This window comes from Pseudoalteromonas sp. C8, from assembly GCF_011378685.1.
Classification (GTDB): Bacteria; Pseudomonadota; Gammaproteobacteria; order Enterobacterales; family Alteromonadaceae; genus Pseudoalteromonas; species Pseudoalteromonas arctica.
In genome coordinates this window covers 43331-69130 of the sequence record NZ_WTKT01000001.1, presented here as the reverse complement: position 1 = coordinate 69130, position 25800 = coordinate 43331, and the positions used below count along the sequence as shown (strand labels likewise).

The following is a 25800-nucleotide window of genomic DNA, read 5'->3' as shown; positions in this document are numbered from 1 at the left end:
GCATGCTCAGTTTAATATTATGTTTATTTTTAGATTCGCTACTAGCTATGCTTTTTTGTTTGATAATTAATATATTTGCTGGCTTTTTGGTGTGGCAAAAAGTGTTGGCAATTCATCCAAACCATGGCGTTATAATTCTAGAACCCAAGTTATTTAGGTTTGAGGGTGAAGGTTTAAAAATTCAGGGTGAAATTAGTAAAAAAAGCCGTTTTTATGGCAATAATATATGGCTACATATTAAAGGTTTTAGTAACAACCATTGGCTTATAATTTCAGCCAATGGTATTAATGAACAAAGCTATGCGCGTCTAAAACGCGCTACTTTAAGCGCGGTTAATTGCGTTTTGGAGTCAAAATAGTCGGTGTTGGATTTTTATTTTGTTCGGGGTAATCAATAGTATAATGTAGGCCTCTGCTTTCTTTTCGCTCCATTGCACTTCTAATAATGAGTTCTGACACTTGTACTAAGTTACGAAGCTCAAGCAAGTTATTACTTACTCTAAAGTTTGCATAATAATCGTGTATTTCTTGCTGCAGCAACTCAACCCTATGCAGTGCACGTTCTAAGCGTTTAGTAGAGCGTACAATACCTACATAATCCCACATAAATAAACGTAGTTCATGCCAGTTATGGGTAATAACAATTTCTTCATCAGAGTTACTAACACGGCTTTCATCCCAATGAGGTAGAGCCATTGGCTCTGGTGCATGTTCAATTTTACTTAAAATATCTTTAGCTGCAGCGTGGGCAAATACAATACATTCCAATAATGAATTACTTGCCATACGGTTTGCACCATGTAGGCCTGTGTAAGCGACTTCGCCAACAGCATACAAGTTATCGAGATCTGTTTTACCGTTAAAGTCGGTCATTACGCCACCACAAGTGTAATGCGCAGCAGGTACAACTGGGATTGCTTCTTTTGTTATATCAAGCCCTACACTTAGGCATTTTGCGTAAATAGTAGGAAAGTGCTCAATAATAAAGTCTTTATCTTTGTGGCTAATATCTAAATAAACACAATTAGCACCTAAACGCTTCATTTCAAAATCGATTGCGCGTGCCACTATATCGCGTGGAGCAAGTTCTTCACGACTGTCAAAATCTTTCATAAAACGAGTGCCATCAGGTCGTTTTAAATAAGCCCCTTCACCGCGCATAGCTTCTGTAATTAAAAAGTTTTGTAGCTCTGGATGATAAAGGCTCGTTGGATGAAATTGATTAAATTCCATATTGGCAACTTTACAGCCTGCGCGCCATGCCATTGCAATGCCATCACCACTTGATACATCTGGATTAGATGTATACAAATACACTTTGCTTGCGCCACCAGTGGCAAGAGCAACAAATTTAGCTGAAATGGTTTCTACCTTTTTAGCTTTTTTGTTCCACACATACATACCTTCAATGTGTGAGCCTGTTTTTCCGGCGCTTTTATCTGTAATTAAATCAATAGCATTGTATTGCTCTAAGAGCGTTATATTCTTATGAATTTTAACTTGGCTAATAAGCGTGGTTTGCACAGCTTTGCCAGTAGCATCGGCTGCATGCAAAATACGACGATGGCTGTGACCGCCTTCACGTGTTAAATGAAAACGCTCTTTTCCTTTGCTATCAAACTCCATATCAAAGGGAACACCTTGGTCGATTAACCACTGTAGGCAATCGTGAGCATTGCTGGCAGTATAATGAACAGCGTCTCTGTCGCATAAACCGCCGCCCGCATCGAGTGTATCTTCAACATGAGATTCTATGCTGTCGTTTTGTTTATCAAATACAGCTGCTATACCACCTTGAGCATATAAAGTAGAACCTTCTGTAAGCGCTCCTTTACTGATCACGGTAACGTTACAATAATTAGCTAGAGATAATGCAAGTGATAAGCCTGCTGCGCCGCTACCTATAATAGCGACATCTGCAATGTGATGTTTATTTTGGTTCATGTCAGAGGTACTTTGCGGTTACAATGCTCGTATAGAGCAATATTTGTTTTTAATATCTGTAGTTGTACCATATTTGTCATACTACTACGTAGTGATTTTAAAGGCTTAGCGCCGTTATTTATCATCTATTTTATAAAAAAATAATATTAAGCAGAACTTTTTATTCATAAAGAGGTCAGAGTATTTGTGAACAATGACGACAATATGAATAACAAGCAAAAATCAGACATAGGAGTACCGGCTCGAATGAGCGAGCAGGAATTAGATTTAGTGCTAGTAAAAAGGGTCCAGCAAGGAGATAAAAACGCCTTCAACCTATTAGTAAAGAAGTATCAAAACAAAATTGCAGGTTTGATCTCACGTTATGTATCAAACCAAGGCGATATTGCTGATGTAGCACAAGAGGCTTTTATTAAAGCTTACCGTGCACTTCCAAACTTTAGAGGTGACAGCGCCTTTTACACGTGGTTATACCGTATTGCCGTTAATTGTGCTAAAAATCACTTAGTAGCCCAGGGGCGTAAGCCGCCAGCAAATGATATAGACGCTGAAGATGCCGAGTTTTATGATTGTGCAGATTCAATGCGATCTAATGCATCTCCTGAAAACCTACTTTTAAGCGAAGAAGTACGCGCTGTTATTTTTAATACGATTGATAGTTTGCCTGAAGATCTTAAAACCGCAATCACCCTTAGAGAAATCGAAGGGATGAGCTATGAAGAAATAGCAGTGGTAATGGATTGCCCGGTCGGGACTGTGCGTTCGCGTATATTTCGTGCCCGTGAAGCAATAGATAACAAATTAAACCCATTAATAGGCGAGTCTTAGTATGACAAAAGCACACCTTAACAAGTTAGATAACGAAGCGTTATCGGCATTACTTGATGGCGAGCAACATCTGACTGATGCAGAAATTGCAGAGCAAGATGTAACTACGTTTGGCCGTTATGCGTTAATTGGTGATGCGATGCGTGCTCAAAAAAATAATAACGACATACATATTGATATTAGCGATCGCGTTGCATTAGCACTAGAAAGCGAGCCTGTTTATGCTGACTTTAGTCAGTCAAAAACACAGCCTCAAGCAATCACTGAGACGGTACAAGATAATAAAGTAGTGGCTTTTAATTGGCGCAAGCCAGTTGCTCAACTAGCAATTGCAGCCAGTGTGGCAATGTTTGCTATTGTGGGCGTTAATACGCTTCCTCAAAGTAACAACGAGCAACAAAGCGAAATTCCATTACTACAAACCACACCGCTGACAGGTATGGCGTCGCCAGTAAGTTACTCATCTGAGCCTGCGCTTGAAAATGCAGAGCAAGGTTTACGTGAATTACAGCAACAACGTATTGGTGCATTAGTCCTTGAGCATCAACGCCAAGCACGAGTTGCGAATTCTTTAGAAACAGCGCAAACTAATACCAAAGCGTCTGAGGAAAAAAACTAATTAAATGAAAGTAATCACTTTTGTTCTGTCGTTGGTAGTAAGCTTTAATGCATTTGCCAACGACACAAATCCTGCCAAAGATTTATTACTAAAAATGGCTAATGCCGTTCACACCCGTAATTTTGACGCTTCGTTTGTGGTTGTCAAAGGTAAAACAATGGAACCCTACCGATGGGTGCATGCTTTACAAGGTGACACAGAACTTGAGCATTTAAGTTTACTTAACGGTGCTGGGCTTGAAATGGTCCGTATTGACAACCAAGTTACTTATTTTGAACCTCAGTCAGAACCATACTCCCTAAAAACAGATTCAATAGCGGGTCCAATTCCTGAAGTGCTTTTTAAAGATATAGATCGCTTAAGCGCGCACTATGATTTTGTATTAGGCGGGAAAGGTCGTATTGCAGGGCGTGCTGCTCAACTAGTTCGCATAGAATCTAAAGACGAGTATAAATATAATTATTGGATTTGGCTGGATATGGAATCGTCGTTATTACTAAAAGCCGCGTACGTTAACCATGAAGGTGAGGCCTTAGAGCAGTTACAGCTTACTCACATTAGTGTGACAGAGCAGCCAGCAGGTATGTTACTTGAAGTGCTCAATCGAAACTTTCCAACGCCTTTACCAAACGATGCACTTATAAACGAAGACAGTACAGCTACTAACTGGCAAATTAGTTGGTTACCGGATGGCTTTGAATTACTAAAATCAGACAGACATAAGCTCGATTTAAATAACGAATTAACAGACTATTACTTGTTCTCTGATGGTTTTGTTGAAATTTCGGTATTTATTCAGCGTCCATTACCGGGTAAGCGTTTAAGTGGTGCACTAACCTCTGGTGCAACGACAGTATATGTGCATAATGGCGGTAATTTTGATGTATCGGTTGTTGGTAATGTACCGAGTATGACCGCAAAAGCGATTGCTGAGTCAGTTACCCGCGCATTATAAACGATTCGTAAGGATTGTTATGATTGAACAAACCCTCACTGTTGTGGCCCTCGATGGCCACATTGCTCATTTAGAAGCACAACAAAAACAAGCTTGTAAAGGCTGCAATGGTCGTTGCGGCTCACAAGTGTTTGGTAAGCTGTTTGGCACTGCAAAAAAAACCTTCCCTTATAAATTTGAATCCTCTGTTGAAGTAGGACAAAAGGTAACCTTGTCACTTGATGATAGTCACGTCGTTAAGCATGCATTTGCGGTATACATGCTACCACTGCTTTTAAGTCTGGTTTTTGCACTGATTGCAGCGCAATTATTTATGTCTTCCGAAGGTTGGCAAATTTTAGCTGCAGCTTTAGGTGGTGTTACTGGTTTCTTTATAGCTAAAACTCGCGTGAAATCGCTAAAGCACGATATAAAAGTTATAAAAATTCACCCAATTAGTATCCCTTTAACTCAAATAGATGGTGATTGACGCCAATTAAATGTAAAATTGCCGTTTTATACCAAAGTAACTTGGAAATACAGGGAATAGTGGTTTTTTAAATTATTTTATCTAGCTGAATTATGTAAGTTAAATAAATTTAACTTATTGTTATTCAATAAATAAAATGGTTTTAATCAATATTAAAAAGCATTCGTGATGTTTGTAATTTACAAACTGAGCTTATGGCATCCTACAGCAAGTATTTTCAAGTCACTTAGGTATTCATATTTAGTCCATTAAAATAGAAGTATAGAATCCAGTTTATGAAGCATATCCGTAATTTTTCGATCATCGCCCATATTGACCATGGTAAATCGACCCTTTCAGATCGTTTGATCCAAGTTTGTGGCGGTTTAACCGACCGTGAAATGCAAAAACAAGTTTTGGATTCAATGGATATTGAGCGCGAACGTGGTATTACCATTAAAGCGCAAAGTGTAACGTTGAATTACAAAGCGAACGATGGCGAAACTTATCAACTTAATTTCATTGATACTCCAGGACACGTTGATTTTACATATGAAGTATCGCGTTCTTTAGCTGCATGTGAAGGTGCACTACTCGTTGTCGATGCAGGCCAAGGCGTTGAAGCACAAACATTAGCTAACTGTTACACCGCTATTGAAATGGAATTAGAAGTAATTCCAGTACTTAACAAAATCGATTTACCGCAAGCGGATCCTTTGCGCGTTGCAGAAGAAATTGAAGAAATTATTGGTATTGATGCCCTTGATGCAGTGCAATGTAGCGCTAAAACGGGTGTAGGTATTGCCGAAGTTCTTGAAATGATTGTTAGAGATGTTCCGCCGCCAGTAGGCGATACAGATGGACCTCTACAAGCACTTATTATCGATTCTTGGTTTGACCCATACCAAGGCGTTGTATCATTAGTGCGTATTAAGCACGGTGAATTACGCACTGGCGACAAAATAAAAATAATGTCGAATGAGCATATACATACTGCCGACCAAGTGGGTGTGTTTACACCTAAGCAAACTAACACCGGTATTTTAAGAACAGGTGAAGTAGGGTTTGTTATTGCTGGCATCAAAGAGATACATGGTGCGCCAGTAGGCGATACTATAACTCATCAAAAAAATGCGGCTCCACTTCGTTTACCTGGTTTTCAAAAAATTAAGCCTCAGGTTTATGCAGGTATGTTCCCAATTGCATCTGATGAGTATGAATCATTCCGTGATGCGCTTAATAAATTAAGCTTAAACGATGCGTCGTTATTCTTTGAACCAGAGAATTCAACTGCATTAGGTTTTGGTTTCCGCTGTGGCTTTTTAGGTATGCTACACATGGAAATCATTCAAGAGCGTTTAGAGCGTGAATACGATATTGATTTAATTACAACGGCACCTACGGTAATCTATGAGATAGTTACTAAAGAAGGTACATTCCAGATTGATAACCCGTCTGATTTACCTGCAGTAAACGATATTTTAGAAATTCGTGAGCCGATTGTTGAAGCTAATATTTTGGTACCACAAGAATACTTAGGTAATGTTATTACTTTGTGTATTGAAAAACGCGGTAGCCAAACAAAAATGACCTATCACGGAAAGCAAGTAGCTGTTACGTATGAGCTACCTATGGCTGAAGTGGTAATGGACTTTTTTGATAAATTAAAATCAACAAGCCGTGGTTTTGCATCGCTTGATTATAACTTTAAACACTTTCAAACATCAGATATGGTGCGTGTTGATATTTTAATCAATAGTGAGCGTGTTGACGCACTTGCGATTATTGTTCACCGTGATGGTGCTCAGTCTCGTGGTCGCCAATTAGCTGATGCATTAAAAGAGCTTATTCCTCGTCAAATGTTTGATATTGCGATTCAAGCAGCGATTGGACAACACGTTATTGCACGTACTACGGTAAAACAGTTACGTAAAAACGTAATTGCTAAGTGTTACGGTGGCGATGTGAGTCGTAAGAAAAAGCTACTTAAAAAGCAAAAAGATGGTAAAAAACGTATGAAGCAAGTAGGTAATGTTGAAGTGCCTCAAGAAGCGTTTTTAGCTATTTTAAAAGTTGGTAAATAAAAACAAAGGATTATAAATGGCTGGTTATTTTTCAGTTTTATTGGTGCTATTAACCTTAGGCTCAGGCTTAATATGGTTAATAGATCACTTAATGTATGCACCTAAAAGACAGGAACGCTTAGCGATAGCGCAAACGTCTGCTGGAGCTCCGTTAGATGAAGAAACTGCGGCATTAATTGCACCAGAACCAGTACTAACAGAAACAGCAAAGTCGATTTTCCCGATGATTGCAGCAATTACTATTTTTAGATCATTTATTTTTGAACCGTTTCAAATTCCATCTGGTTCAATGATGCCTACACTGTTAGTGGGTGACTTTATTTTAGTACAAAAGTATTCATATGGAATAAAAGACCCAGTTTGGCGCACTCAGTTAGTTGATATCGGTGAGCCTGAACGTGGTGATATTGTTGTTTTTAAATACCCTTTAGATGAAAGTGTTGACTATATTAAACGTACGATTGGTTTACCTGGCGATAAAATTGTTTATCGTGATAAACGTTTATATATTCAGCCAAACTGTAAAGAAGGCGAAACCCAACAGGGTGAGCTTTTATGTAATGAATTCAATAAAATTGATTTTAAACTAATTAATGATAACGAATTTAAACAAGGCCCAATGCCTCTAGCTCGTGTGAATGAAAATTTAACAACAGTTACGCATGATATATTAATCAACCCACAAGCGCCTGAAAGAAAAGGGCGTTACTATCAGCAACCGGGCACGCCTTCTGATGAATGGACTGTTCCTGCTGATCATTATTTTATGATGGGTGATAACCGCGACAACAGCCAAGATGGTCGCTTTTGGGGCTTTGTACCAAAAGAAAACTTGGTGGGTAAAGCTGTCTTTATATGGATGAGTTTTGAATTTGAGAATGGCCCTGATGATATTTTACCAGGATGGGTTCCAACTGGTGTTCGCTTTGAACGCCTAGGTAATATTCAGTAACGATGAAAAAAAATGTAACAGAATTATATAAAAAAATTGGCTATGAATTCGCTGATCAAGGTTTACTTGAACAAGCAATGACGCACCGCAGCCACAAAGGCCAACATAATGAGCGACTAGAATTTTTAGGCGACTCGATTTTAAGCTTTGTGATTGCCAATGCACTTTATGCCAAATTCCCTAAAGCGCGTGAAGGCGATTTAAGTCGCATGCGTTCAACACTTGTGCGTGGTCAAACACTTGCTGAGTTTGGTCTTGAATTTGGTCTAGGCGATTATTTACGCTTAGGGCCGGGCGAGCTTAAAAGTGGCGGTTTTCGTCGCGAGTCAACGCTTGCTGATGCAGTAGAAGCTATTATAGGCGCTGCATTTTTAGATTCAGGTATCGACAGTTGTGGCGATCTTATATTGGCGTGGTACCAATCACGTTTGGATGCTATTTCACCAGGGCTTAACCAGAAAGATCCTAAAACCCTGCTGCAAGAGTATTTACAAGCCCGTAAATTATCGTTACCGGGCTACACAGTGGTTGATACACAAGGCCAAGCACACAATCAAACATTCACGGTTGAATGTATTGTTGATGGAATGGATAGCATAATTTCTGTTGGTAGCTCGCGCCGTAAGGCCGAACAAAAAGCTGCTGAAAAAGCATTGAAGATACTTAAAAATGAACCTTGATACCTTAATACAGCCTCATGAACGTGATGTAGATACATTTTGTGGAATGGTGGCGATTGTCGGTCGACCAAACGTAGGTAAATCGACTTTGCTTAATGAAATCATTGAGCAAAAAGTGAGTATTACCTCACGTAAACCACAAACTACACGTCATCGTATTATGGGTATTCATACCGTAGATAAACACCAAGCGGTATACATAGATACACCGGGTCTACACGTTGAAGAAAAGCGTGCTATTAACCGTTTAATGAATCGAGCAGCGTCTAGTTCTATCGGCGATGTAGAGCTTATTATTTTTGTCGTTGAAGGCACTCATTGGAATGCAGATGACGATATGGTACTTAATAAAGTATCGCAAAGTGGTAAGCCTGTATTATTAGTTATTAATAAAATTGACCAAGTTAAAGACCGTGATCTTGTATTGCCTCATATGAAGTGGTTAAGTGACAAGTTTGATTTTGTTGGAATTATGCCAGTATCGGCAACGCAAGGTAAAAACGTTGATTTAATCAAAGCAGAGGTAACTAAACGCTTACCTCCTTGCGAATTTTACTTTCCTGAAGATTATGTAACTGACCGTTCAATGCGCTTTATGGCAGCTGAAGTTATTCGTGAAAAGCTAATGCGTTTTATGGGTGAAGAACTACCGTATTCTGTGACTGTTGAAATTGAGCAGTTTAAATGGCAAGACAACGGTATTTGGCACATCAATGGGTTAATTCTTGTTGAGCGCGAAACACAAAAACGCATGGTTATTGGTAATAAAGGCGAAAAGCTAAAAACCATTGGCCGTGAAGCTCGTAAAGACATAGAAGAAATGCTTGATAACAAAGTATTTTTAGAGCTTTGGGTTAAAGTTAAGTCGGGTTGGGCTGATGATGAACGTGCACTAAGAAGCTTAGGTTACAGTGAAGACTAAACCAAGCAGTAGCTTAGTGAATGGATAGCGACTTCTACACCGCGTATTTATTACATAGGCGTCCGTATAGTGACTCCCAGGTAATGTTAGATATGCTTGTAGAAGGCGTTGGTCAGTTAAGAATGCTGGCCCGAATTAGTGGTCGCCAGGCCACTAAACATAAAGCACAACTTCAGCCGTTCCAGGCACTCCTTGTTAATTACAGTGGCAAGTACGATTTAAAATATATCAATAAGTTTGAACTGCATGGTAACCCGCACTTTTTAAAAGGTGATGAGCTTTATTGTGGTTTTTATTTGAACGAACTGACTAACCGCATCGTTCCTGTTAATGAGCCAATTGAACAAGTATTTGAGCTATATAAATCCCACCTAGGAAACCTAAACAGCGGAGCCAATTTACAAGAAGTGCTTCGCTCGTACGAATTTCAATTATTGGAATTACTCGGTTATGGCGTGGATTTTAGTTTTGATGCCAGTGGTGAACCAATAGATGAAAAGCAGACGTATAGTTATTTCCCCGAACTTGGTTTTTTAGTACAAGAAGATACGCGTTCTGGATTTAGTGGCAAACAACTCAACGCCATAGCAAATCATGACTTTAGCCAAAGTGATGTGCTATATATGGCAAAGCAATTAAGTCGCTATTTATTAAAACCCTTATTAGGTAGTAAACCATTAAAAAGCCGTGAGCTATTTATGGCCTCTCAATAAACGTAATTTTACAGGTAAGAAAATGAAAGATATTCTTTTGGGTGTAAACGTAGATCATATTGCAACACTTCGTCAAGCGCGTGGAACAAGTTACCCAGATCCAGCGCATGCAGCCAGTGTAGCAGAGCATGCAGGCGCAGACGGTATTACGATTCACTTACGTGAAGACAGACGCCATATTCAAGATCGCGACGTTTATGTGATGGCTAAAACTATCCAAACTCGCATGAATCTTGAAACCGCTGTTACCGATGAAATGATACAGATAGCGCTTGAAGTAAAACCCGAGTACGTGTGTTTAGTACCTGAAAAGCGCGAAGAGTTAACCACCGAGGGCGGCTTAGATGTAGCGGGTAATATAGATAAAATTAAAGCCGCAACAAAAACGCTTACCGACGCGGGTATTAAAGTATCGCTATTTATTGATGCAGATAAAGCACAATTAGATGCAGCTAAAGAATGTGGTGCTCCTTATGTAGAAATACACACAGGCGCGTATGCTGATGCAACAAATGATACTGATTTACACAAAGAGTTAGAGCATATTCGTGAAGGTGTTAAATACGCAGCAAGCTTAGGTTTGATTGTTAACGCTGGCCATGGTCTTCATTACCATAACGTTAAACCCATTGCCGCGATGCCTGAGATTTATGAGCTAAATATTGGCCACGCTATTATTGCTCGTGCAGCGATAGATGGGCTCGATAAAGCCGTACGCGACATGAAACGATTAATGATTGAAGCAAGAATGTAATACGAATCTACATAAGTATTTAAAAAGCTTAATTAAAAAAACGCGGTTAATGCCGCGTTTTTTTGTATCTAAAATTCAAAGCTTATCTTTGTAGCTCAGTTACGCTTGCATCAGCAAGTAAGTTTTCAAGCTCGTCCTGTAACTCAAATAATTCAGGTTCAATATTCTCTAACAAGCATTTATTTTTAAGTGATGTTTCAATTGTTTCTGCGAGTGATTTAAGTTTTGGTACACCAGTGTAACAACATGCGCCATGAAACTTGTGGACAATACTTAGGACTTGCTGACAATCATTACTCTCTATCGCTTTAGCAAGCAATGTAAGAGTTTCAGGGACGCTTAGAAGTAGCATATTAAGCATCTCTAGCGCTAACTCGCTCTTTCCTCCAGCACGCTGCAGGGCTTGTGCCCAATCAATTCGACTACTTTGAAATGGAGCCGGGCTTTGTGGTGTATCTGTTTTAGCTTTATCGCGATTAACCGGGGTCTGTGGACTATGATCGCTAATAATTTGTTTAAGCATATCTTCATCAATAGGCTTAGTTAAATAGCCTTTAAAGCCATCTTTTAGTAGTTGCTCTTTTTCGCTTTGAAGGGCGTGTGCCGTTACAGCTATAATTGGTGTATCTTCATTAAGTGATGATTCTTGTATAAGCTTGCATGCGGTTATACCGTCCATAATTGGCATCTGAATATCCATAAAAATTATGTCGTATTTATGACTTTTACTTAAGCTGTATGCTTGTGAACCATTATGTGCCGTTTCTATTACTTCAATCTGTTCACTTAATAAAGTATGGAGAAGTTTTAAGTTGGCATCGTTATCATCAACAACTAATACTTTTAACGGCAGCAAAGCTTGATCGTTTTGTTCAATATTATGAGTAGGGTGGTCAAGCCTGTAAGGTGCAGCAAGTACTTCACATAACTTACGGTGATTAAGTGGTTTACTTAAACACGCATCAGCACCGCTGCCTATAAAGGCTTCTCGCATATTGTGCGATACAGTATTAAGCATTAAATATAAGTAATCAGTAGATTCACGCACGGCTTTCACATAGCTTTTTAGTTGCTGCATATCATCAACTGATGCCATATGGCCAATTAAGCAAACATCATATTTATGTTCAGTATTTTTTATAGCGTCTAAAAAGCTAGTCTCGTTAAAACATGCCGTTACGCTTGATTCCCATTGAGTCAATAACGAAAGTACAGCGTGATGTGTATGCTCGTGTGGCTCTAAATACAAAATACGCTTACCAATGAGCGATTTAGTCGGTAAGTCGTTAGTAAATACATGATTGGGCAAACTAAACACACTATTGAATGTAAAACAGGTACCGTTACCTGGTGCAGAGTTTAATGTTATGCGGCCATTCATCGCTTCAACAATATGCTTGGTAATAATGAGGCCAAGACCTGTACCACCAAACTTACGTGTAATGCTTGAGTCCGCTTGCCCAAATGGCGTAAATAAAGAGTCTTGCTTATCCACAGGTATACCCACGCCAGTATCTGTTACTGACACAAGTAAAGAAGTACGTTCGTCGTCGAGTAACCGATGGCTTATGTCGACCTTAATGGAGCCTTTTTCAGTAAACTTAATCGCATTACTTAATAGGTTTATCAGTACTTGTTTAAAGCGAGTGGGATCGCCCGTTAAGTCATCTGGTACTTGTTGGTTAATGTAAATGGATAGCTCTAATTGCTTATCGTGTGCGCTAGGAGCAAGTAGTGTCATTACTTCATTTACTGCATCACGAAGTTGAAACTGAATCGACTCAAGTTCCATTGCACCCGCTTCTAGTTTGGAGAAGTCTAGAATGTCGCTAATAATAGTCATTAAACTATTTGCTGATAGCATAATAGTATCGAGATAATCTTTTTGATGCTTGTTTAGTGGTGTTTTATAAAGCTGGCGTGTGAATCCAATAACACCATTTAACGGAGTACGAAGTTCGTGACTCATTTTAGCTAAAAAGTCTGATTTTACGCGGTTAGCATCTTGAGCTTCTTTTTTTGCAAATGAGAGCTCTATATTTGAAGTTTCGTATTGCTCTAGTGTTTCGCGGTAGTCGCTAGTTGCTTGGTCAATATTTTTTTGCATTTCATCTTTTTGCATCACCATAGTGTGAGCAATGGTATTTAAGCCTTCTCGCAATAGCTCAAATTCACCTATCATGTTGTCGTTAAGGCCAGTACTTCTTTTACCTTCCACTAACTTGTCGGTTGCAAGTACTAACTTATTAAGCGGCGTCATAAACATGCGGCTTAACCTTAAAGCTAAAATTGCTGCAAACACCAATGATAAAATAATTACAATACCGCTAATTAATAAAGCACGTTGCTGCCCTATAACCGCTTGGTCTTTGTTTAGCTGTATAATAACGGTGCCCAGAGATGACTGAAAAGCAGATGGATCCCATTTAGAGTCGTGACTTGTATGGTTAATAATGGGCGTGAAGAATGTAACAAGCTCATCTGACTTTTGCACGTGGGTCGTTTTTAAATTTATGAGCGTTTTTTGATTAATTAACTTTTCAAATGAGCGGTGATAATTACTCGTCATTAATAGCGCATTATTTTTATCAAAAATTGCAATTGACTTAATTGTAGGAGAGTGCTTGTTATGTGTGTAGCTTATAAGGCGATTCAATAGCTGTTTGTTTTTTTCGAGCATGGGTTGCTCAAGCGCAATAGCAAGTGGCTCAGAAATAGTAGTACCTTGCTGATATAAAATTTCATCAAGCTCAATGTAACGATTTATTGTAAAATAGCCACCAAGTAGTAATCCTATGATCACCGTTGGGATCAGGGTCAGTGTTAAAACAGAATCGCGTAAGCCTAATTTGGTCATAATGGGAGCGTTTTATCGTTATTAGTATGATTTGAGTATATACGGTTCAACACGCATTCTAAAGCATCTAAATATAGGTGCTTCATAAATAAACTGAAGGTAATGCCTAATGGCGCAAATTTTTAAAGCGAAAAAAAAACCGCTTAAGCAACAAACACTAGAATTAAATATAACGGGAATGGATCATCAAGGGCGTGGCATTGCGAAGCATAATAATAAAGTATGTTTTGTGAGCGGTGCATTACCAAATGAAACAGTTAAAGCAACGCTCGTCGAAGATAAAGCTAAATACAGCAGTGCAAAAGTAATTAAAATTATTAAAGCGAGTGAATCAAGAGTTGACGCTTTTTGTGAGCACTATAATCAGTGTGGTGGCTGCCAATTACAGCATTTAGAAGTAAGCCAACAAGTTGTAGAAAAACAAACTGCAGTTACTCAGTTATTTAGTAAGTTTGCTAAATTAAACAGCTTAAACTGGCAAGCTCCATTATTAAGAAAGTCTGTGCATTACAGGCGCAGCGCTCGCATAGCTGTTATGTTTGATAAAGCAGCTAAAAAAATGCGTGTGGGTTATAGAGCAAGCGGTTCAAAAAATATTGTGAGTATTAATAAATGTGCAGTACTTGATGAAGTATTTGCGGATGTTTTTACACTTTTTGATGGTTTAATTAATCAACACAAAGCGCTGCACAGTATAAGCCATTTACAGTTATGCCAAAGTGATGAGAAAAACTTTGTTGTTATTCGTCACACTAAAGCAATTAACGATGATACAAAGGCTTTGGTTGAGCACATAACAAAAAGCCAACAGTTTGAAGTTGTATGGCAAAGCGAGAGCGATGTAATTGATCATTCACACTTAGCCATGCCGTTTTATTATCTTAAAGAGTTTGATCTAAAATTTGAATTTGGTTTAGGTAATTTTATTCAGGTAAATGCGCAAGTTAACGAAGCTATGTTAAAGCAAGCCGCAAATTGGCTTGATTTAAAAGGTGATGAAAATTTATTGGATTTATTTTGTGGCATTGGTAATTTCTCATTAGTGTTGGCAAAACAAGCAAAATCTGTAATTGGCGTAGAAGGTGTGACTTCAGCGGTTGCAATGGCTGCTCAAAATGCGCAAACTAACTCTATTACCAATGCGCAGTTTCATTGCTTTGATTTAACGCAAAGCATACAGAGCGCCCCATGGTTTAGTAAAAACTTAGATGTGCTTGTACTCGATCCATCTAGGACTGGTGCAATGGCTGTATTAGAGCAATTATCTTTAAAGCAGTTTAAAACTATTTTATATGTCTCTTGTGACCCTGTTACTTTAGCCCGTGACAGCGCAATTATTTCACAAGCTGGCTTTGATCTTAATAAAATTGGGCTAATGAATATGTTCCCTCATACAGGGCATATTGAAACTATGGCGTTATTTCAACGGAGGTAGAACGCATTATGGTAGCTACACGACAATCACATCAACAAGATGAGACAACAGATTTTAGCACTCGGCTTTCATTTCTTGCCTTGTCTGAAGAAAAAACAGAGCTACTTACTAAAGCGCAAGCGCTCTGCGTAAAATGTGATAATGAAAGCAGGCAAACTACTGCAATCGAAATGGTTGAAATTTTAGCTGAGCTAAATCTCGACCCCGAATCGTTAGCTACTGCGTATTTAACCCCGTATTTTTTAAACGATTTAATATCACTAGAAACCATAGAAGAGCAGCTTGGTAGTAATATAGCCATGCTGTTAACTGGGGTTGCACAAATGGCCACTATTAGTACTTTATCGCATCAAGGTAAAGGAACTATGCAAGTTGATAATATTCGAAAAATGTTATTAACCATGGTTGAAGATGTGCGCGCCGTGGTCATTAAGCTTGCCGAGCAGGTATGTCATTTACGTAATGTAAAAAATGCGGATGAAGAAGACCGCGTCATTGCCGCTAAAGAAACGGCTGATATTTTTGCACCATTGGCAAACAGATTAGGAATAGGGCAATTAAAGTGGGAACTGGAAGATTTATCGTTTAGATATTTGCACCCAGGCACCTATAAAAGCATAGCCAAACAACTTGACGACAAACGTCTTACGCGCGAAGCCTATATGGAAGATATGGTTGAGCAAGTAAAAAACCGTTTAAGTGAAGCGGGCATAGAGGCCCAAGTTTATGGCCGCCCCAAGCACATTTACAGCATTTATAAAAAAATGCAGCAAAAAAACTACGAGTTTGATCAGCTTTTTGATATTCGTGCAATGCGTATCGTTGTTGAACGCCTACAAGATTGTTATGGAGCGCTGGGTATTGTGCACACCAATTGGCGTCATCTTAATAAAGAGTTTGACGACTATGTAGCAACCCCAAAACAAAACGGCTATCAGTCAATCCATACCGTAGTATTTGGGCCTGAAGGTAAAACAGTAGAAATACAAATTCGTACCAGCGATATGCATCAAGATGCTGAGTTGGGTGTGGCTGCACACTGGATGTACAAAGAAGGTGCATTACCGGGACGCGGCTCGGGTTATGAGCAAAAAATTAGCTGGTTGCGTAAGTTACTTCAATGGCAAGAAGAAGTGGTTGATGGTGGCGATTTAGCAGAAGAGCTTAAAAACCAAGTAGTAGAAGACCGCGTATACATATTTACCCCAAGCGGCGATATTATCGATTTACCACTTGGCGCTACACCACTTGATTTTGCTTACTACATTCACTCAAATGTAGGGCATCGTTGTATTGGCGCAAAAATTTTCGGCAAAATAGTGCCGTTCACGCATCAACTTACAACTGGGGATCAGGTAGAAATACTGACCCAAAAACAACCAAATCCAAGTCGTGATTGGTTAAACCCGTCATTAGGATACATTAAGTCATCGCGCGCTAGAGCCAAAATTCATCACTGGTTTAAACAGCTCGACCGCGACAAAAACTTAAGTGCGGGGAAAGAAATTCTCGACAGTGAATTACAAAAGCTTAATTTAACATACAAAGATTTAGAGCCAGCCATCAAGCGTTTTAATTTTAAAGAACTTGATGACTTAATGGTTGCAATTGGTGCGGGCGATGTACGCCTCAATCAAATGCTTAACTTTGTAAGTGATCGGACAGAAGATGAACCGGTTATTCGTATTAAAGCGCCTAGCAAAGTAACCGGTGACAAAAACGGCATAGTGGTTGATGGCGTTGGTAGCTTAATGAGCCATGTAGCAAAATGCTGTCGTCCTGTCCCTGGCGATGAAATAATAGGTTATATAACGCAAGGTCGAGGGATAGGTGTTCATAAGGAAGACTGTGATTCGTTTAATAACTTAAAAAATCAGCATCCAGAGCGTGTTATTTCGGTAAGTTGGTCTGATGATATCAACGGCTCGTACGCACTAAGTATTAAAATAGAAGCAACCGATCGTTCTGGGCTAATACGCGATATAAGCTCAGTACTTGCTAACGAAAAAGTAAATGTTTTAAATATGAACGTAAATACGGTTGAAGATAATCAGTTAGCTATATTTACGATGCAAATAGAAGTACATGACTTATCGGGTACTAACCGTGTTCTTTCTAAGTTACACCAAATTGAAGGTGTACACGATGCCAAGCGTGGTCATTAATCATGAATGATAATGCAGCGCTTACACAACTTCTTAGCATAATGAAAACACTGCGAGATCCCAAGGGCGGTTGCCCGTGGGATCTCAAACAAGATTTTAAATCTATTGTGCCGCATACACTAGAAGAAGCATACGAAGTTGCCGACTGTATTGAGTCAGGCAACTTAGATGAGCTTAAAGGTGAATTGGGTGATTTGTTATTTCAAATTATTTTTTATGCGCAGCTTGCACAAGAGCAAAATCTATTTGATTTTAATGATGTAGTAGAGCAATTAAACGATAAGCTTACCCGTCGTCACCCGCATGTTTTTGGTGAAAAAAAAGAGCTCACAGACGATCAATTATCGCAACAGTGGCAAGCAATCAAAGCACAAGAACGCAGTGCTAGAGCGCAAACAGAATCACCTTCTTTTTGGCAAGATATTCCTGCCAATATGCCAAGCTTAAGTAAAGCTAAAAAAATTCAACAACGCGTTGCCGCACTTGGTTTCGATTGGCCAACGTATCACGGTGCACTTGATAAAGTGAGCGAAGAAGTGCTTGAAGTAAAAGAAGCGATTGAGCAAGACCCGTTATCTGATCATACAGCGGAAGAGCTCGGCGACTTACTTTTTGCCACTGTTAATGTTGTACGCCATGTTAAACGAGATCCCGAACAACTGCTTCGTAGCGCTAATGATAAGTTTTCAGCGCGTTTTGAAAAGGTAAACGCCTATTTGCATGCGCAAGGTAAAAGCTTAGATACAGCAACCTTTGAAGAGATGGATAGTGCGTGGGATGCGATTAAAAAAGTAAAATAGGCTTAATGTTAAATAGTGCACATTTTTTGTGCGCGTATTAGCTAATTTTAGCTGGATTGATAAGCAGTGTTTTGGTACAATTTCGCCCCGTCTTGATGATATACCCTTAGGCTCTTCTTTGGGTGTTATATTCCTTTTAATTCCTGATATTCTAGGGTTCGCATGAGTACAAAATTTATCTTCGTTACTGGCGGAGTTGTTTCTTCGTTGGGTAAAGGTATTGCCGCAGCTTCACTGGCCGCTATTTTAGAAGCCCGTGGTTTAAATGTTACCATTTTAAAGCTGGATCCTTACATCAACGTTGACCCAGGCACAATGAGCCCAATTCAACACGGTGAAGTTTACGTTACAGAAGACGGCGCAGAAACTGACCTTGATTTAGGTCACTACGAGCGTTTTATTCGTACCAAAATGACTAGTCGTAATAACTTCACACAAGGCCGTGTATATGAAGACGTATTACGTCGTGAGCGCCGTGGTGAATACCTAGGCGCTACTATTCAGGTTATTCCACATATCACTAACGATATTAAGCAACGTGTATACGACGGTGCTGAAGGTTATGATATTGCTATTGTAGAAATTGGCGGCACTGTAGGTGATATAGAATCACAACCGTTTATTGAAGCAATTCGTCAGATGGGAACTGAAATTGGCCGCGAACGCGCGCTATTTATTCACTTAACGTTAGTGCCATTTTTAGGCCCTGCAGGTGAAGTTAAAACAAAACCAACTCAGCACTCTGTTAAAGAGTTACGCTCAGTAGGTATTCAGCCAGATATTCTTATTTGTCGTTCAGACCGTAAACTACCTAATAATGAGCGTGCAAAAATCTCATTATTCACAAACGTAGAAGAAAAAGCGGTTATTTCATTACCTGACGTAGACAGCATTTATAAAATTCCTGCGTTATTAAAAACGCAAGAATTAGATAACTTCGTATGTCGTCGTTTTCACTTAGATCCACCAGAAGCAGATTTAGCTGAGTGGGAACAAGTACTTTATCAAGAGTCTAACCCAACGGGTGAAGTGACAATTGGTATGGTTGGTAAATACACTGAATTACCAGATGCGTACAAATCGGTTAACGAAGCATTAAAGCATGCGGGCCTTAAAAACCGTTTAACAATTAATATTCAATACGTAGATTCACAAGATTTAGAAAACAAAGGTGTTGAATTACTTTCACACTTAGATGCTATTTTAGTACCGGGTGGATTTGGCGGACGTGGTGTTGAGGGTAAAATCTTAGCGGCTAAATACGCACGTGAAAATAAAGTACCATACCTAGGTATTTGTTTAGGTATGCAAGTAGCATTAATTGAATATGCACGTAATGTTGCAGGCTTAACGGATGCAAACTCTACAGAGTTTAATGCAAACTCAGAAGCGCCAGTAGTTGGCTTAATTACTGAATGGCTAGATGCTGAAGGTAATGTTGAAACACGTAGCGAAAAATCTGATTTAGGTGGCACTATGCGTTTAGGCGCACAAAAATGTCATTTAACACCAGGTTCTAAAGTACGCGAAGTATATGGCAGCGACGAAATTGTTGAACGTCATCGTCATCGCTACGAAGTAAATAATAACTTTGTAGAAATACTTGAAAAAGCAGGCTTAAGCTTTACTGGTTTATCAGAAGATAAAAAACTGGTAGAAATTATCGAAAATAAAGATCACCCATGGTTTATTGCCGCGCAGTTCCACCCGGAATTCACGTCAACTCCACGTGATGGTCATCCGTTGTTTGAAGGGTTTGTAGCAGCCGCGCATATCCACCAAAAAGCGAATTCGTAATTTTAAAAGCCGTGCATATTGCACGGCTTTTTTGTTTTAAGGGCTGACTAAGCTATATAAAACGTAGTAAAGTTAGCTGAACTCACCATTTTGGGAATATAGAGGAATCAAGATGTCAGAAATCGTAAAAGTAATCGGTCGCGAAATTATGGACTCGCGTGGTAACCCAACTGTTGAAGCAGACGTACATTTAGTAGATGGCTCTTGGGGTCGTGCAGCAGCACCTTCAGGCGCATCTACTGGTACTCGTGAAGCATTAGAGTTACGCGACGGTGATAAATCACGTTACTTAGGTAAAGGTGTATTAAAAGCAGTTGGTTATATCAATAACGAAATTGCTGATGCTTTAAAAGGCCAAAGTGCATTAGATCAAAGCGCTGTAGATAAAGTGATGCTAGATTTAGACGGTACCGAAAATAAAGAAAAATTAGGTGCAAACGCAATCTTAGCTGTATCACTAGCAACTGCAAAAGCAGCTGCACAGTCTAAAAAAGTTGAGCTTTATGAACATATCGCTGACTTAAACGGCACGCCAGGTGTTTACTCTATGCCACTTCCAATGATGAACATCATCAATGGTGGTGAACATGCAGATAACTCTGTAGATATTCAAGAATTCATGATCCAACCTGTTGGCGCTAAAAACTTCCGCGAAGGCCTACGTATGGGTGCTGAAGTATTCCATAGCCTTGCTAAAGTACTTAAAGCTGATGGTCATTCAACAGCGGTTGGCGATGAAGGTGGTTTTGCACCTAACCTTGCATCTAACGAAGCGGCTCTTGCTGCAATTAAAGTAGCTGTTGCAAACGCAGGTTACGAGCTAGGTAAAGATATTACTTTAGCGATGGATTGTGCTGCATCTGAGTTCTACGACAAAGAAGCAAATATCTACGACCTTAAGGGTGAAGGCAAAAAATTCACTTCTGAAGAATTTAACTTCTTCTTACAAGATCTTACTAATCAGTACCCAATCGTTTCTATTGAAGATGGTCTTGATGAGTCTGATTGGGATGGCTTTGCACATCAAACTAAACTAATGGGTGATAAAATCCAATTAGTAGGTGATGATTTATTTGTAACAAATACTAAGATTTTAAAACGTGGTATCGACAACGGTATTGCTAACTCAATCTTAATTAAGTTTAACCAAATCGGTTCTTTAACTGAAACTTTAGCTGCAATCAAAATGGCTAAAGACGCTGGTTTTACTGTTGTTATTTCTCACCGTTCTGGTGAAACTGAAGATTCAACAATTGCTGATTTAGCTGTTGGTACTGCTGCAGGTCAAATTAAAACAGGTTCATTGAGCCGTTCTGACCGTGTTGCAAAGTACAACCAATTGCTACGTATTGAAGAGCAATTAGGTGATAAAGCACCGTACAACGGTCTTAAAGAAGTTAAAGGTCAGTAATTCTATTTTATATAGAATCTAATTTTTAATTTTAGATGATAAAATCCTCGCATAAGCGGGGATTTTTTATGCCTGATACTTTTTCAAAGAGATGAGAATAAGTTGTAGGGTTAAGCTTGCTGGCGCGCGCACAGAGCGAAAGAGGGTGGCGGCAATAATATTAAAGGTTACTTAAGTTTTAATATTTTATAACACAGTTAAAGCTGAAACTGCTGCTTTAAAATATCACCTGTAAAACTGGTTTTTAAGTAAAAGCCACGGGGTAGGGTTTTAATTATTTGCCCATTTGGACCAATAGCATCAGTCACTATTTTGCTATGAGCTGCTTTAGGGCGTATTTGCATCGCATCGCCTAAATGGCCTGATATTTCGTCGACTCTACCTAGCGCAATTAGCTCCATTTGCTCTTCCCAGTCGCGCTGTAATAAAGCGTCCTGTTCAGGTGAGGGTTGCCACAAAAAGCCGCTGCCAATGGTTCTATCAAACGGGGCAATATCACGTTCGCTTAAAATTGGCAGCCATAAAACATGATTTAGTTTTTTACGTACAGAGCTGGTATGCCACGTCATTCCTGTAACGTTCATTAAAGGTGTAACCGATACAAACGTAGTTTCCAGTGGCCTACCTTTATAGGAAATAGGGAGTGTTTTTAGCTCAATTCCTAAATCTTCAAAATCCGGAAGTGGTTTTGAGCCCGCAGTAGCACCTAGTACGTATTCAATTAACTGACCAGTCCAACCTTTTTCGCGCAGTAAATCATCTGGCGTTTTAAAATTATACTTGTTAGCAAGCTGCCCTAGAGTTAATCCGGCAATATTATTAACGCGTTGCATTAAATCGTTAATTGAGTGTGGTTTTGTAGGTCGCATGTCATGCCAATTTTATTAAAATATGAATATTATAGAGGTTTAATAACTCACTAACTACGTTGAAATTACTTATGCGGAGAAACTGCATATGATAGTTTTTTGTTATTGAGCTACTTTTTATTGCGATTATAAGTATCAATTCAACGTAATCAGTATTCTTAATTTCGGTTGTATAAATATCATAGCCATGATAGCAAATAGGCTAAGCCGTGGATATCTCTAGAGTTGTGTGTTTTTTGCCCGCTTGTTGTTTGGGTTAATTTTGAGCATATTGAAATTAAGCTGCTTTACTTTAAGTTACTGACTCAGTTGGTTTTTTTAATGTTGTACATTCAGTTTTGATTAAGCAATTTAAAAGTTGTAAGGATAAATACAACTATATGAACATGTTTATCCACAGAATCTGTGGAGAAGCCAAGTTTTTGGATCTAATATTGTGGATTTGTTTGCAAAATGAGCGTGTTTTACAAAAGTTATGCACAAACTGTGAGTAACTAGAGGAAAACAAGAACCGCAATAGCCTTGTTAAGTTATTTTCCAAATATTTACCCACTCTCCATAATTTATCAATGTACTAAAAGCTCAAACTTAGCTTACTAATCGGGTTGGGTATAATAGTATTTGCCGTATTGCGGCTAATGTGGAACAATCATTAAAAATCGACTTACAAATGAGGCACTAAGGTGATTGATGCCGAAGGTTTTCGTGCCAATGTCGGAATTGTGATTTGCAATAATCAGGGACAGGTTTTTTGGGCCAGACGTTATGGTCAACACTCTTGGCAATTTCCCCAAGGTGGTGTTGATGATGGCGAAACTGCAGAACAAACCATGTACCGTGAATTACACGAAGAAGTAGGGTTGCGACCAGAAGATGTAGAAATAGTCGCAAGCTCAAAACATTGGTTACGCTATAAATTACCCAAACGATTAATCCGCCGAGACTCTAGTCCGGTGTGTATTGGGCAAAAACAAAAATGGTTTTTACTAAAATTACGCTGTAAAGACGAAGATGTAAATTTACTTAAAACCCATCATCCTGAATTTGATGATTGGCGCTGGGTAAGTTATTGGTATCCTGTAAGACAGGTTGTATCGTTTAAACGGGATGTTTATCGACGTGTAATGAAAGAGTTTGCTCCTTTCGCCATGCCTTTTAATAAGAGAGAACAACATAAAGATCATTGGCGAAGTAAAAGGTAGTTAATTCAGAATAAAATAAAGGAGCAGGACATGCTGGCTACACTGAGATCTATTGCGGAGTCTGTATCGCGACAAGCGAATTTAGACAGCGCATTAGTGTGCTTTGTGCAAATGGTTAAAGATGCCATGAAAACCCAGTGCTGCTCCATTTATTTTGCAGATTACAGCCAAGACAATTTTGTACTTATGGCAACCGAAGGGCTAAACCCCGATGCGGTAGGTAAGTTTAGAATTGGTTTTACCGAAGGTTTAGTTGGCCTAGTGGCGCAACGCGAAGAACCTATTAATATTGCATTTGCTAAATCGCATCCTCGTTTTAAGCTCTCCCCCGAAGTAAACGAAGAAGGCTACAACGCTTTTTTATCTGTACCCGTTGTTCATCAAAAAAAAGTACTGGGCGTTATTGTTGTCCAACAAAAAATGGCACGTGTATTTAGCCAAGACGAAGAGTCGTTTTTAATAACGCTTTCTGCTCAACTTGCGTCACAGTTAGCGCATGCTGAAATTAAAGAAATACTACGCCAAGATGAGTCATCTCATCAAACGTCTGTTTTAAAAGGTGTATCGAGTGCTCCAGGAATAGGTATAGGACAAGCATTTGTTGTATTACCAAAACTTGATTTTAAATCTATTGAGCTTTTAAAAGACAGTGACGTCACTGAGCAGCGCCGTTTATTTACTCAAGCTGTAGCTGCAACGCGCAAAGAATTTAATACCCTATCGATGACGCTAAGCGACTCGATTCCGCATGAAGCTCTTGCGGTATTTGATGTGTATCAACAACTGCTTGATGCTAAAAGTTTAGGGCATAATGTTGAAATGCAATTACAAGAAGGCTGGTGTGCTAAAAGCGCCCTAAAAATTGTAATAGAGCGTTTAATATCTCAATTTAATGCCATGCAAGACCCTTATATAAAAGAGCGTGCTGTTGACGTTAAAGACATTGGTCTTCGCGTATTACACCATCTTGTAAATACCGAGCACGCTGTTAAAAATTATCCGCCCAACACTATTTTAATTGCTAATACCTTAACACCCGCCATGCTTGCTGAAGTGCCAAAAGGTCACTTAACAGGCGTTGTAAGCGTAAATGGCTCTGCAAATAGCCATGCTTCTATATTAACGCGTGCGATGGGGATCCCTGCCATTTGGGGTATAGAAGATTTACCTCTACTACAGTTTAATGGCAAACCGATGATTTTAGATGCATTTGCTGGGCGTTTATATATATCGCCTTCACAAATGCTGATGGATGAATACACAGAGTTACAGCATCAAGATAACCTACTTAATAACCGCTTTTTAGCAGAGCAAGACTCAGAATCAATTACGCTTGACGGTGAACACGTTAGCTTATTATTAAATGCAGGCCTTGAGCTTAATACCGAGCAAAGTAGCGCGCATATTTGTGACGGTGTGGGGCTTTATCGGACCGAAGCGTGGTTTATGCAAAAGGGTCAGTTTCCTTCGCAATCAGAGCAAGAAAACTGGTACCGAGAAGTACTAACTAGCTATCATCCTAATCCTGTGGTTATGCGTACATTGGATATTGGGGGCGATAAGGTACTTGATTACTTTAATATTACCGAAGAAAACCCATTTTTAGGTTGGCGTGGTATTCGTATTAGCCTTGATCATCCCGAGTTATTTTTAGATCAACTAAAAGCGATGCTTAAAGCAAATATTGGTTTAGGTAATTTAAAAATAATGCTCCCTATGATCAGCGGCACTGAAGAAGTTGATGAGTCACTTGCGTTATTTGAACAGGCTTATTTTGAATTAAGTGAAAAATACCCAGAGCAAACCATAGAAAGACCCGACATAGGTATAATGCTGGAAGTACCTTCAAGTGTATTTATGCTTCCTGAGTGGTCAAAAAAAGTCGATTTTTGCTCAGTAGGCAGTAACGATTTAACACAGTATTTATTAGCAGTAGACAGAGCTAACGCACGTGTAGCCGAACTTTTTAACCCTTATCACCCAGGTGTACTAAGAGTACTAAATAAAGTGGCGCACGAATGTGAGCAATATGAACTGCCATTTAGTTTGTGTGGTGAACTAGGCGGCGATCCTGAAGGTGCTATTTTGCTTATTGCCATGGGTTACAGACGCCTTAGTATGAACTTATCATCGCTTAATAAAGTAAAGTGGGTACTTAGGCGTTTAAATGTCAGTGACATGGAACAACTATTAAGTGAATGTTTAGCGCAATCCACAGCCAAACAAGTACTACGTTTAACGCGAAGCTTTATGCTAGAGCATAAATTAGGTGATTTGTTTTACACCCCAAAATAAGCTCGTACGCCTAATTAATTGCAATACACAGATGCTATTAGTTTTATAATCCTTTAATATATAAACCTTA

At 39.2% G+C, this 25800-nt stretch carries 21 protein-coding genes; 18 read left to right on the top strand and 3 right to left on the bottom strand.

All coding sequences use genetic code 11. From position 1 onward, the window contains the following. The first annotated feature begins 2 nt into the window (after positions 1 to 2). Entirely contained in the window at positions 3 to 359 is a 357-nt protein-coding gene (locus GQR39_RS20185; RefSeq protein ID WP_240918159.1) for a hypothetical protein, read from the top strand. Here GQR39_RS20185 and nadB read toward each other — a convergent pair. Continuing rightward, a complete protein-coding gene (nadB, locus tag GQR39_RS00285) occupies positions 334 to 1944 on the bottom strand; it encodes an L-aspartate oxidase (protein ID WP_165734537.1) in 1611 nt (536 codons plus the stop codon). The genes GQR39_RS20185 and nadB overlap by 26 nt on opposite strands. A gap of 246 nt (positions 1945 to 2190) precedes the next feature. Here nadB and rpoE point away from each other — a divergent pair, with 246 nt between their 5' ends. The 10 genes from rpoE (at position 2191) to pdxJ (ending at position 10899) form a co-directional block, all read left to right on the top strand. Next, positions 2191 to 2772: an RNA polymerase sigma factor RpoE gene (gene rpoE / locus GQR39_RS00280; protein ID WP_165734679.1), complete on the top strand. Its 582-nt coding sequence runs from the start codon at positions 2191 to 2193 to the stop codon at positions 2770 to 2772. A gap of 1 nt (position 2773) precedes the next feature. Further along, on the top strand, positions 2774 to 3391 hold the full coding sequence (locus GQR39_RS00275; RefSeq protein ID WP_165734536.1) for an RseA family anti-sigma factor: 618 nt from the start codon (positions 2774 to 2776) through the stop codon (positions 3389 to 3391). A gap of 4 nt (positions 3392 to 3395) precedes the next feature. Further along, positions 3396 to 4346, top strand: coding sequence for a MucB/RseB C-terminal domain-containing protein (locus GQR39_RS00270; RefSeq protein WP_007581719.1), 951 nt, complete (start codon positions 3396 to 3398; stop codon positions 4344 to 4346). A 19-nt stretch (positions 4347 to 4365) separates the two neighbouring features. Next, complete coding sequence (locus GQR39_RS00265) at positions 4366 to 4815, top strand: SoxR reducing system RseC family protein (RefSeq protein WP_165734535.1); 450 nt, start codon at positions 4366 to 4368, stop codon at positions 4813 to 4815. A 275-nt stretch (positions 4816 to 5090) separates the two neighbouring features. Further along, positions 5091 to 6878 (top strand): translation elongation factor 4, encoded by a 1788-nt coding sequence (gene lepA / locus GQR39_RS00260; protein WP_007581724.1) that lies wholly within the window; start codon positions 5091 to 5093, stop codon positions 6876 to 6878. A 16-nt stretch (positions 6879 to 6894) separates the two neighbouring features. Further along, positions 6895 to 7830: a signal peptidase I gene (lepB, locus tag GQR39_RS00255; protein ID WP_007581726.1), complete on the top strand. Its 936-nt coding sequence runs from the start codon at positions 6895 to 6897 to the stop codon at positions 7828 to 7830. 2 nt (positions 7831 to 7832) lie between these two features. Then, positions 7833 to 8510 (top strand): ribonuclease III, encoded by a 678-nt coding sequence (gene rnc, locus GQR39_RS00250; protein ID WP_007581728.1) that lies wholly within the window; start codon positions 7833 to 7835, stop codon positions 8508 to 8510. Beyond that, a complete protein-coding gene (gene era, locus GQR39_RS00245) occupies positions 8500 to 9432 on the top strand; it encodes a GTPase Era (protein ID WP_007581730.1) in 933 nt (310 codons plus the stop codon). The genes rnc and era overlap by 11 nt, the downstream gene beginning before the upstream one ends. Positions 9433 to 9452: 20 nt before the next feature. After that, the gene (recO, locus tag GQR39_RS00240) at positions 9453 to 10145 is read left to right on the top strand and encodes a DNA repair protein RecO (protein ID WP_007581733.1); all 693 of its coding nucleotides are present in this window, start codon (positions 9453 to 9455) and stop codon (positions 10143 to 10145) included. A 22-nt stretch (positions 10146 to 10167) separates the two neighbouring features. Next, a complete protein-coding gene (gene pdxJ / locus GQR39_RS00235) occupies positions 10168 to 10899 on the top strand; it encodes a pyridoxine 5'-phosphate synthase (protein WP_007581734.1) in 732 nt (243 codons plus the stop codon). Between the two features lie 82 nt (positions 10900 to 10981). Here pdxJ and barA read toward each other — a convergent pair whose 3' ends face one another. Beyond that, a complete protein-coding gene (gene barA, locus GQR39_RS00230; RefSeq protein WP_165734534.1) occupies positions 10982 to 13756 on the bottom strand; it encodes a two-component sensor histidine kinase BarA in 2775 nt (924 codons plus the stop codon). A gap of 109 nt (positions 13757 to 13865) precedes the next feature. Between barA and rlmD the strand changes: the two genes are divergently transcribed. The 5 genes from rlmD to eno all read left to right on the top strand — a co-directional run bounded on the left by rlmD (position 13866) and on the right by eno (position 21364). After that, complete coding sequence (gene rlmD / locus GQR39_RS00225) at positions 13866 to 15191, top strand: 23S rRNA (uracil(1939)-C(5))-methyltransferase RlmD (protein WP_165734533.1); 1326 nt, start codon at positions 13866 to 13868, stop codon at positions 15189 to 15191. A gap of 8 nt (positions 15192 to 15199) precedes the next feature. Next, positions 15200 to 17356 (top strand): GTP diphosphokinase, encoded by a 2157-nt coding sequence (gene relA / locus GQR39_RS00220; RefSeq protein WP_010553214.1) that lies wholly within the window; start codon positions 15200 to 15202, stop codon positions 17354 to 17356. 2 nt (positions 17357 to 17358) lie between these two features. Next, the gene (mazG, locus tag GQR39_RS00215) at positions 17359 to 18156 is read left to right on the top strand and encodes a nucleoside triphosphate pyrophosphohydrolase (protein WP_165734532.1); all 798 of its coding nucleotides are present in this window, start codon (positions 17359 to 17361) and stop codon (positions 18154 to 18156) included. A 162-nt stretch (positions 18157 to 18318) separates the two neighbouring features. After that, positions 18319 to 19953 (top strand): CTP synthase, encoded by a 1635-nt coding sequence (locus GQR39_RS00210; RefSeq protein WP_010553216.1) that lies wholly within the window; start codon positions 18319 to 18321, stop codon positions 19951 to 19953. 112 nt (positions 19954 to 20065) lie between these two features. Beyond that, a complete protein-coding gene (gene eno, locus GQR39_RS00205) occupies positions 20066 to 21364 on the top strand; it encodes a phosphopyruvate hydratase (protein WP_165734531.1) in 1299 nt (432 codons plus the stop codon). Between the two features lie 197 nt (positions 21365 to 21561). Here the strand turns inward: eno and mutH are convergent, their stop codons facing one another. After that, a complete protein-coding gene (gene mutH / locus GQR39_RS00200) occupies positions 21562 to 22233 on the bottom strand; it encodes a DNA mismatch repair endonuclease MutH (RefSeq protein WP_024589993.1) in 672 nt (223 codons plus the stop codon). 683 nt (positions 22234 to 22916) lie between these two features. On the opposite strand from mutH, the gene rppH reads away from it, so the two are divergent. Both rppH and ptsP read left to right on the top strand, forming a co-directional pair. Further along, the gene (rppH, locus tag GQR39_RS00195; RefSeq protein ID WP_002958704.1) at positions 22917 to 23435 is read left to right on the top strand and encodes an RNA pyrophosphohydrolase; all 519 of its coding nucleotides are present in this window, start codon (positions 22917 to 22919) and stop codon (positions 23433 to 23435) included. Positions 23436 to 23465: 30 nt separating this feature from the next. Then, on the top strand, positions 23466 to 25730 hold the full coding sequence (ptsP, locus tag GQR39_RS00190) for a phosphoenolpyruvate--protein phosphotransferase (RefSeq protein ID WP_076923556.1): 2265 nt from the start codon (positions 23466 to 23468) through the stop codon (positions 25728 to 25730). The last annotated feature ends 70 nt before the right edge of the window (positions 25731 to 25800 follow it).

Bases quoted from the DNA above. Each gene is read 5' to 3' on its own strand.
- GQR39_RS20185 (WP_240918159.1), top strand. From the start codon at position 3: ATGCTCAGTTTAATATTATGTTTATTTTTAGATTCGCTACTAGCTATG.
- nadB (WP_165734537.1), bottom strand. From the start codon at position 1,944: ATGAACCAAAATAAACATCACATTGCAGATGTCGCTATTATAGGTAGC.
- rpoE (WP_165734679.1), top strand. From the start codon at position 2,191: ATGAGCGAGCAGGAATTAGATTTAGTGCTAGTAAAAAGGGTCCAGCAA.
- GQR39_RS00275 (WP_165734536.1), top strand. From the start codon at position 2,774: ATGACAAAAGCACACCTTAACAAGTTAGATAACGAAGCGTTATCGGCA.
- GQR39_RS00270 (WP_007581719.1), top strand. From the start codon at position 3,396: ATGAAAGTAATCACTTTTGTTCTGTCGTTGGTAGTAAGCTTTAATGCA.
- GQR39_RS00265 (WP_165734535.1), top strand. From the start codon at position 4,366: ATGATTGAACAAACCCTCACTGTTGTGGCCCTCGATGGCCACATTGCT.
- lepA (WP_007581724.1), top strand. From the start codon at position 5,091: ATGAAGCATATCCGTAATTTTTCGATCATCGCCCATATTGACCATGGT.
- lepB (WP_007581726.1), top strand. From the start codon at position 6,895: ATGGCTGGTTATTTTTCAGTTTTATTGGTGCTATTAACCTTAGGCTCA.
- rnc (WP_007581728.1), top strand. From the start codon at position 7,833: ATGAAAAAAAATGTAACAGAATTATATAAAAAAATTGGCTATGAATTC.
- era (WP_007581730.1), top strand. From the start codon at position 8,500: ATGAACCTTGATACCTTAATACAGCCTCATGAACGTGATGTAGATACA.
- recO (WP_007581733.1), top strand. From the start codon at position 9,453: ATGGATAGCGACTTCTACACCGCGTATTTATTACATAGGCGTCCGTAT.
- pdxJ (WP_007581734.1), top strand. From the start codon at position 10,168: ATGAAAGATATTCTTTTGGGTGTAAACGTAGATCATATTGCAACACTT.
- barA (WP_165734534.1), bottom strand. From the start codon at position 13,756: ATGACCAAATTAGGCTTACGCGATTCTGTTTTAACACTGACCCTGATC.
- rlmD (WP_165734533.1), top strand. From the start codon at position 13,866: ATGGCGCAAATTTTTAAAGCGAAAAAAAAACCGCTTAAGCAACAAACA.
- relA (WP_010553214.1), top strand. From the start codon at position 15,200: ATGGTAGCTACACGACAATCACATCAACAAGATGAGACAACAGATTTT.
- mazG (WP_165734532.1), top strand. From the start codon at position 17,359: ATGAATGATAATGCAGCGCTTACACAACTTCTTAGCATAATGAAAACA.
- GQR39_RS00210 (WP_010553216.1), top strand. From the start codon at position 18,319: ATGAGTACAAAATTTATCTTCGTTACTGGCGGAGTTGTTTCTTCGTTG.
- eno (WP_165734531.1), top strand. From the start codon at position 20,066: ATGTCAGAAATCGTAAAAGTAATCGGTCGCGAAATTATGGACTCGCGT.
- mutH (WP_024589993.1), bottom strand. From the start codon at position 22,233: ATGCGACCTACAAAACCACACTCAATTAACGATTTAATGCAACGCGTT.
- ptsP (WP_076923556.1), top strand. From the start codon at position 23,466: ATGCTGGCTACACTGAGATCTATTGCGGAGTCTGTATCGCGACAAGCG.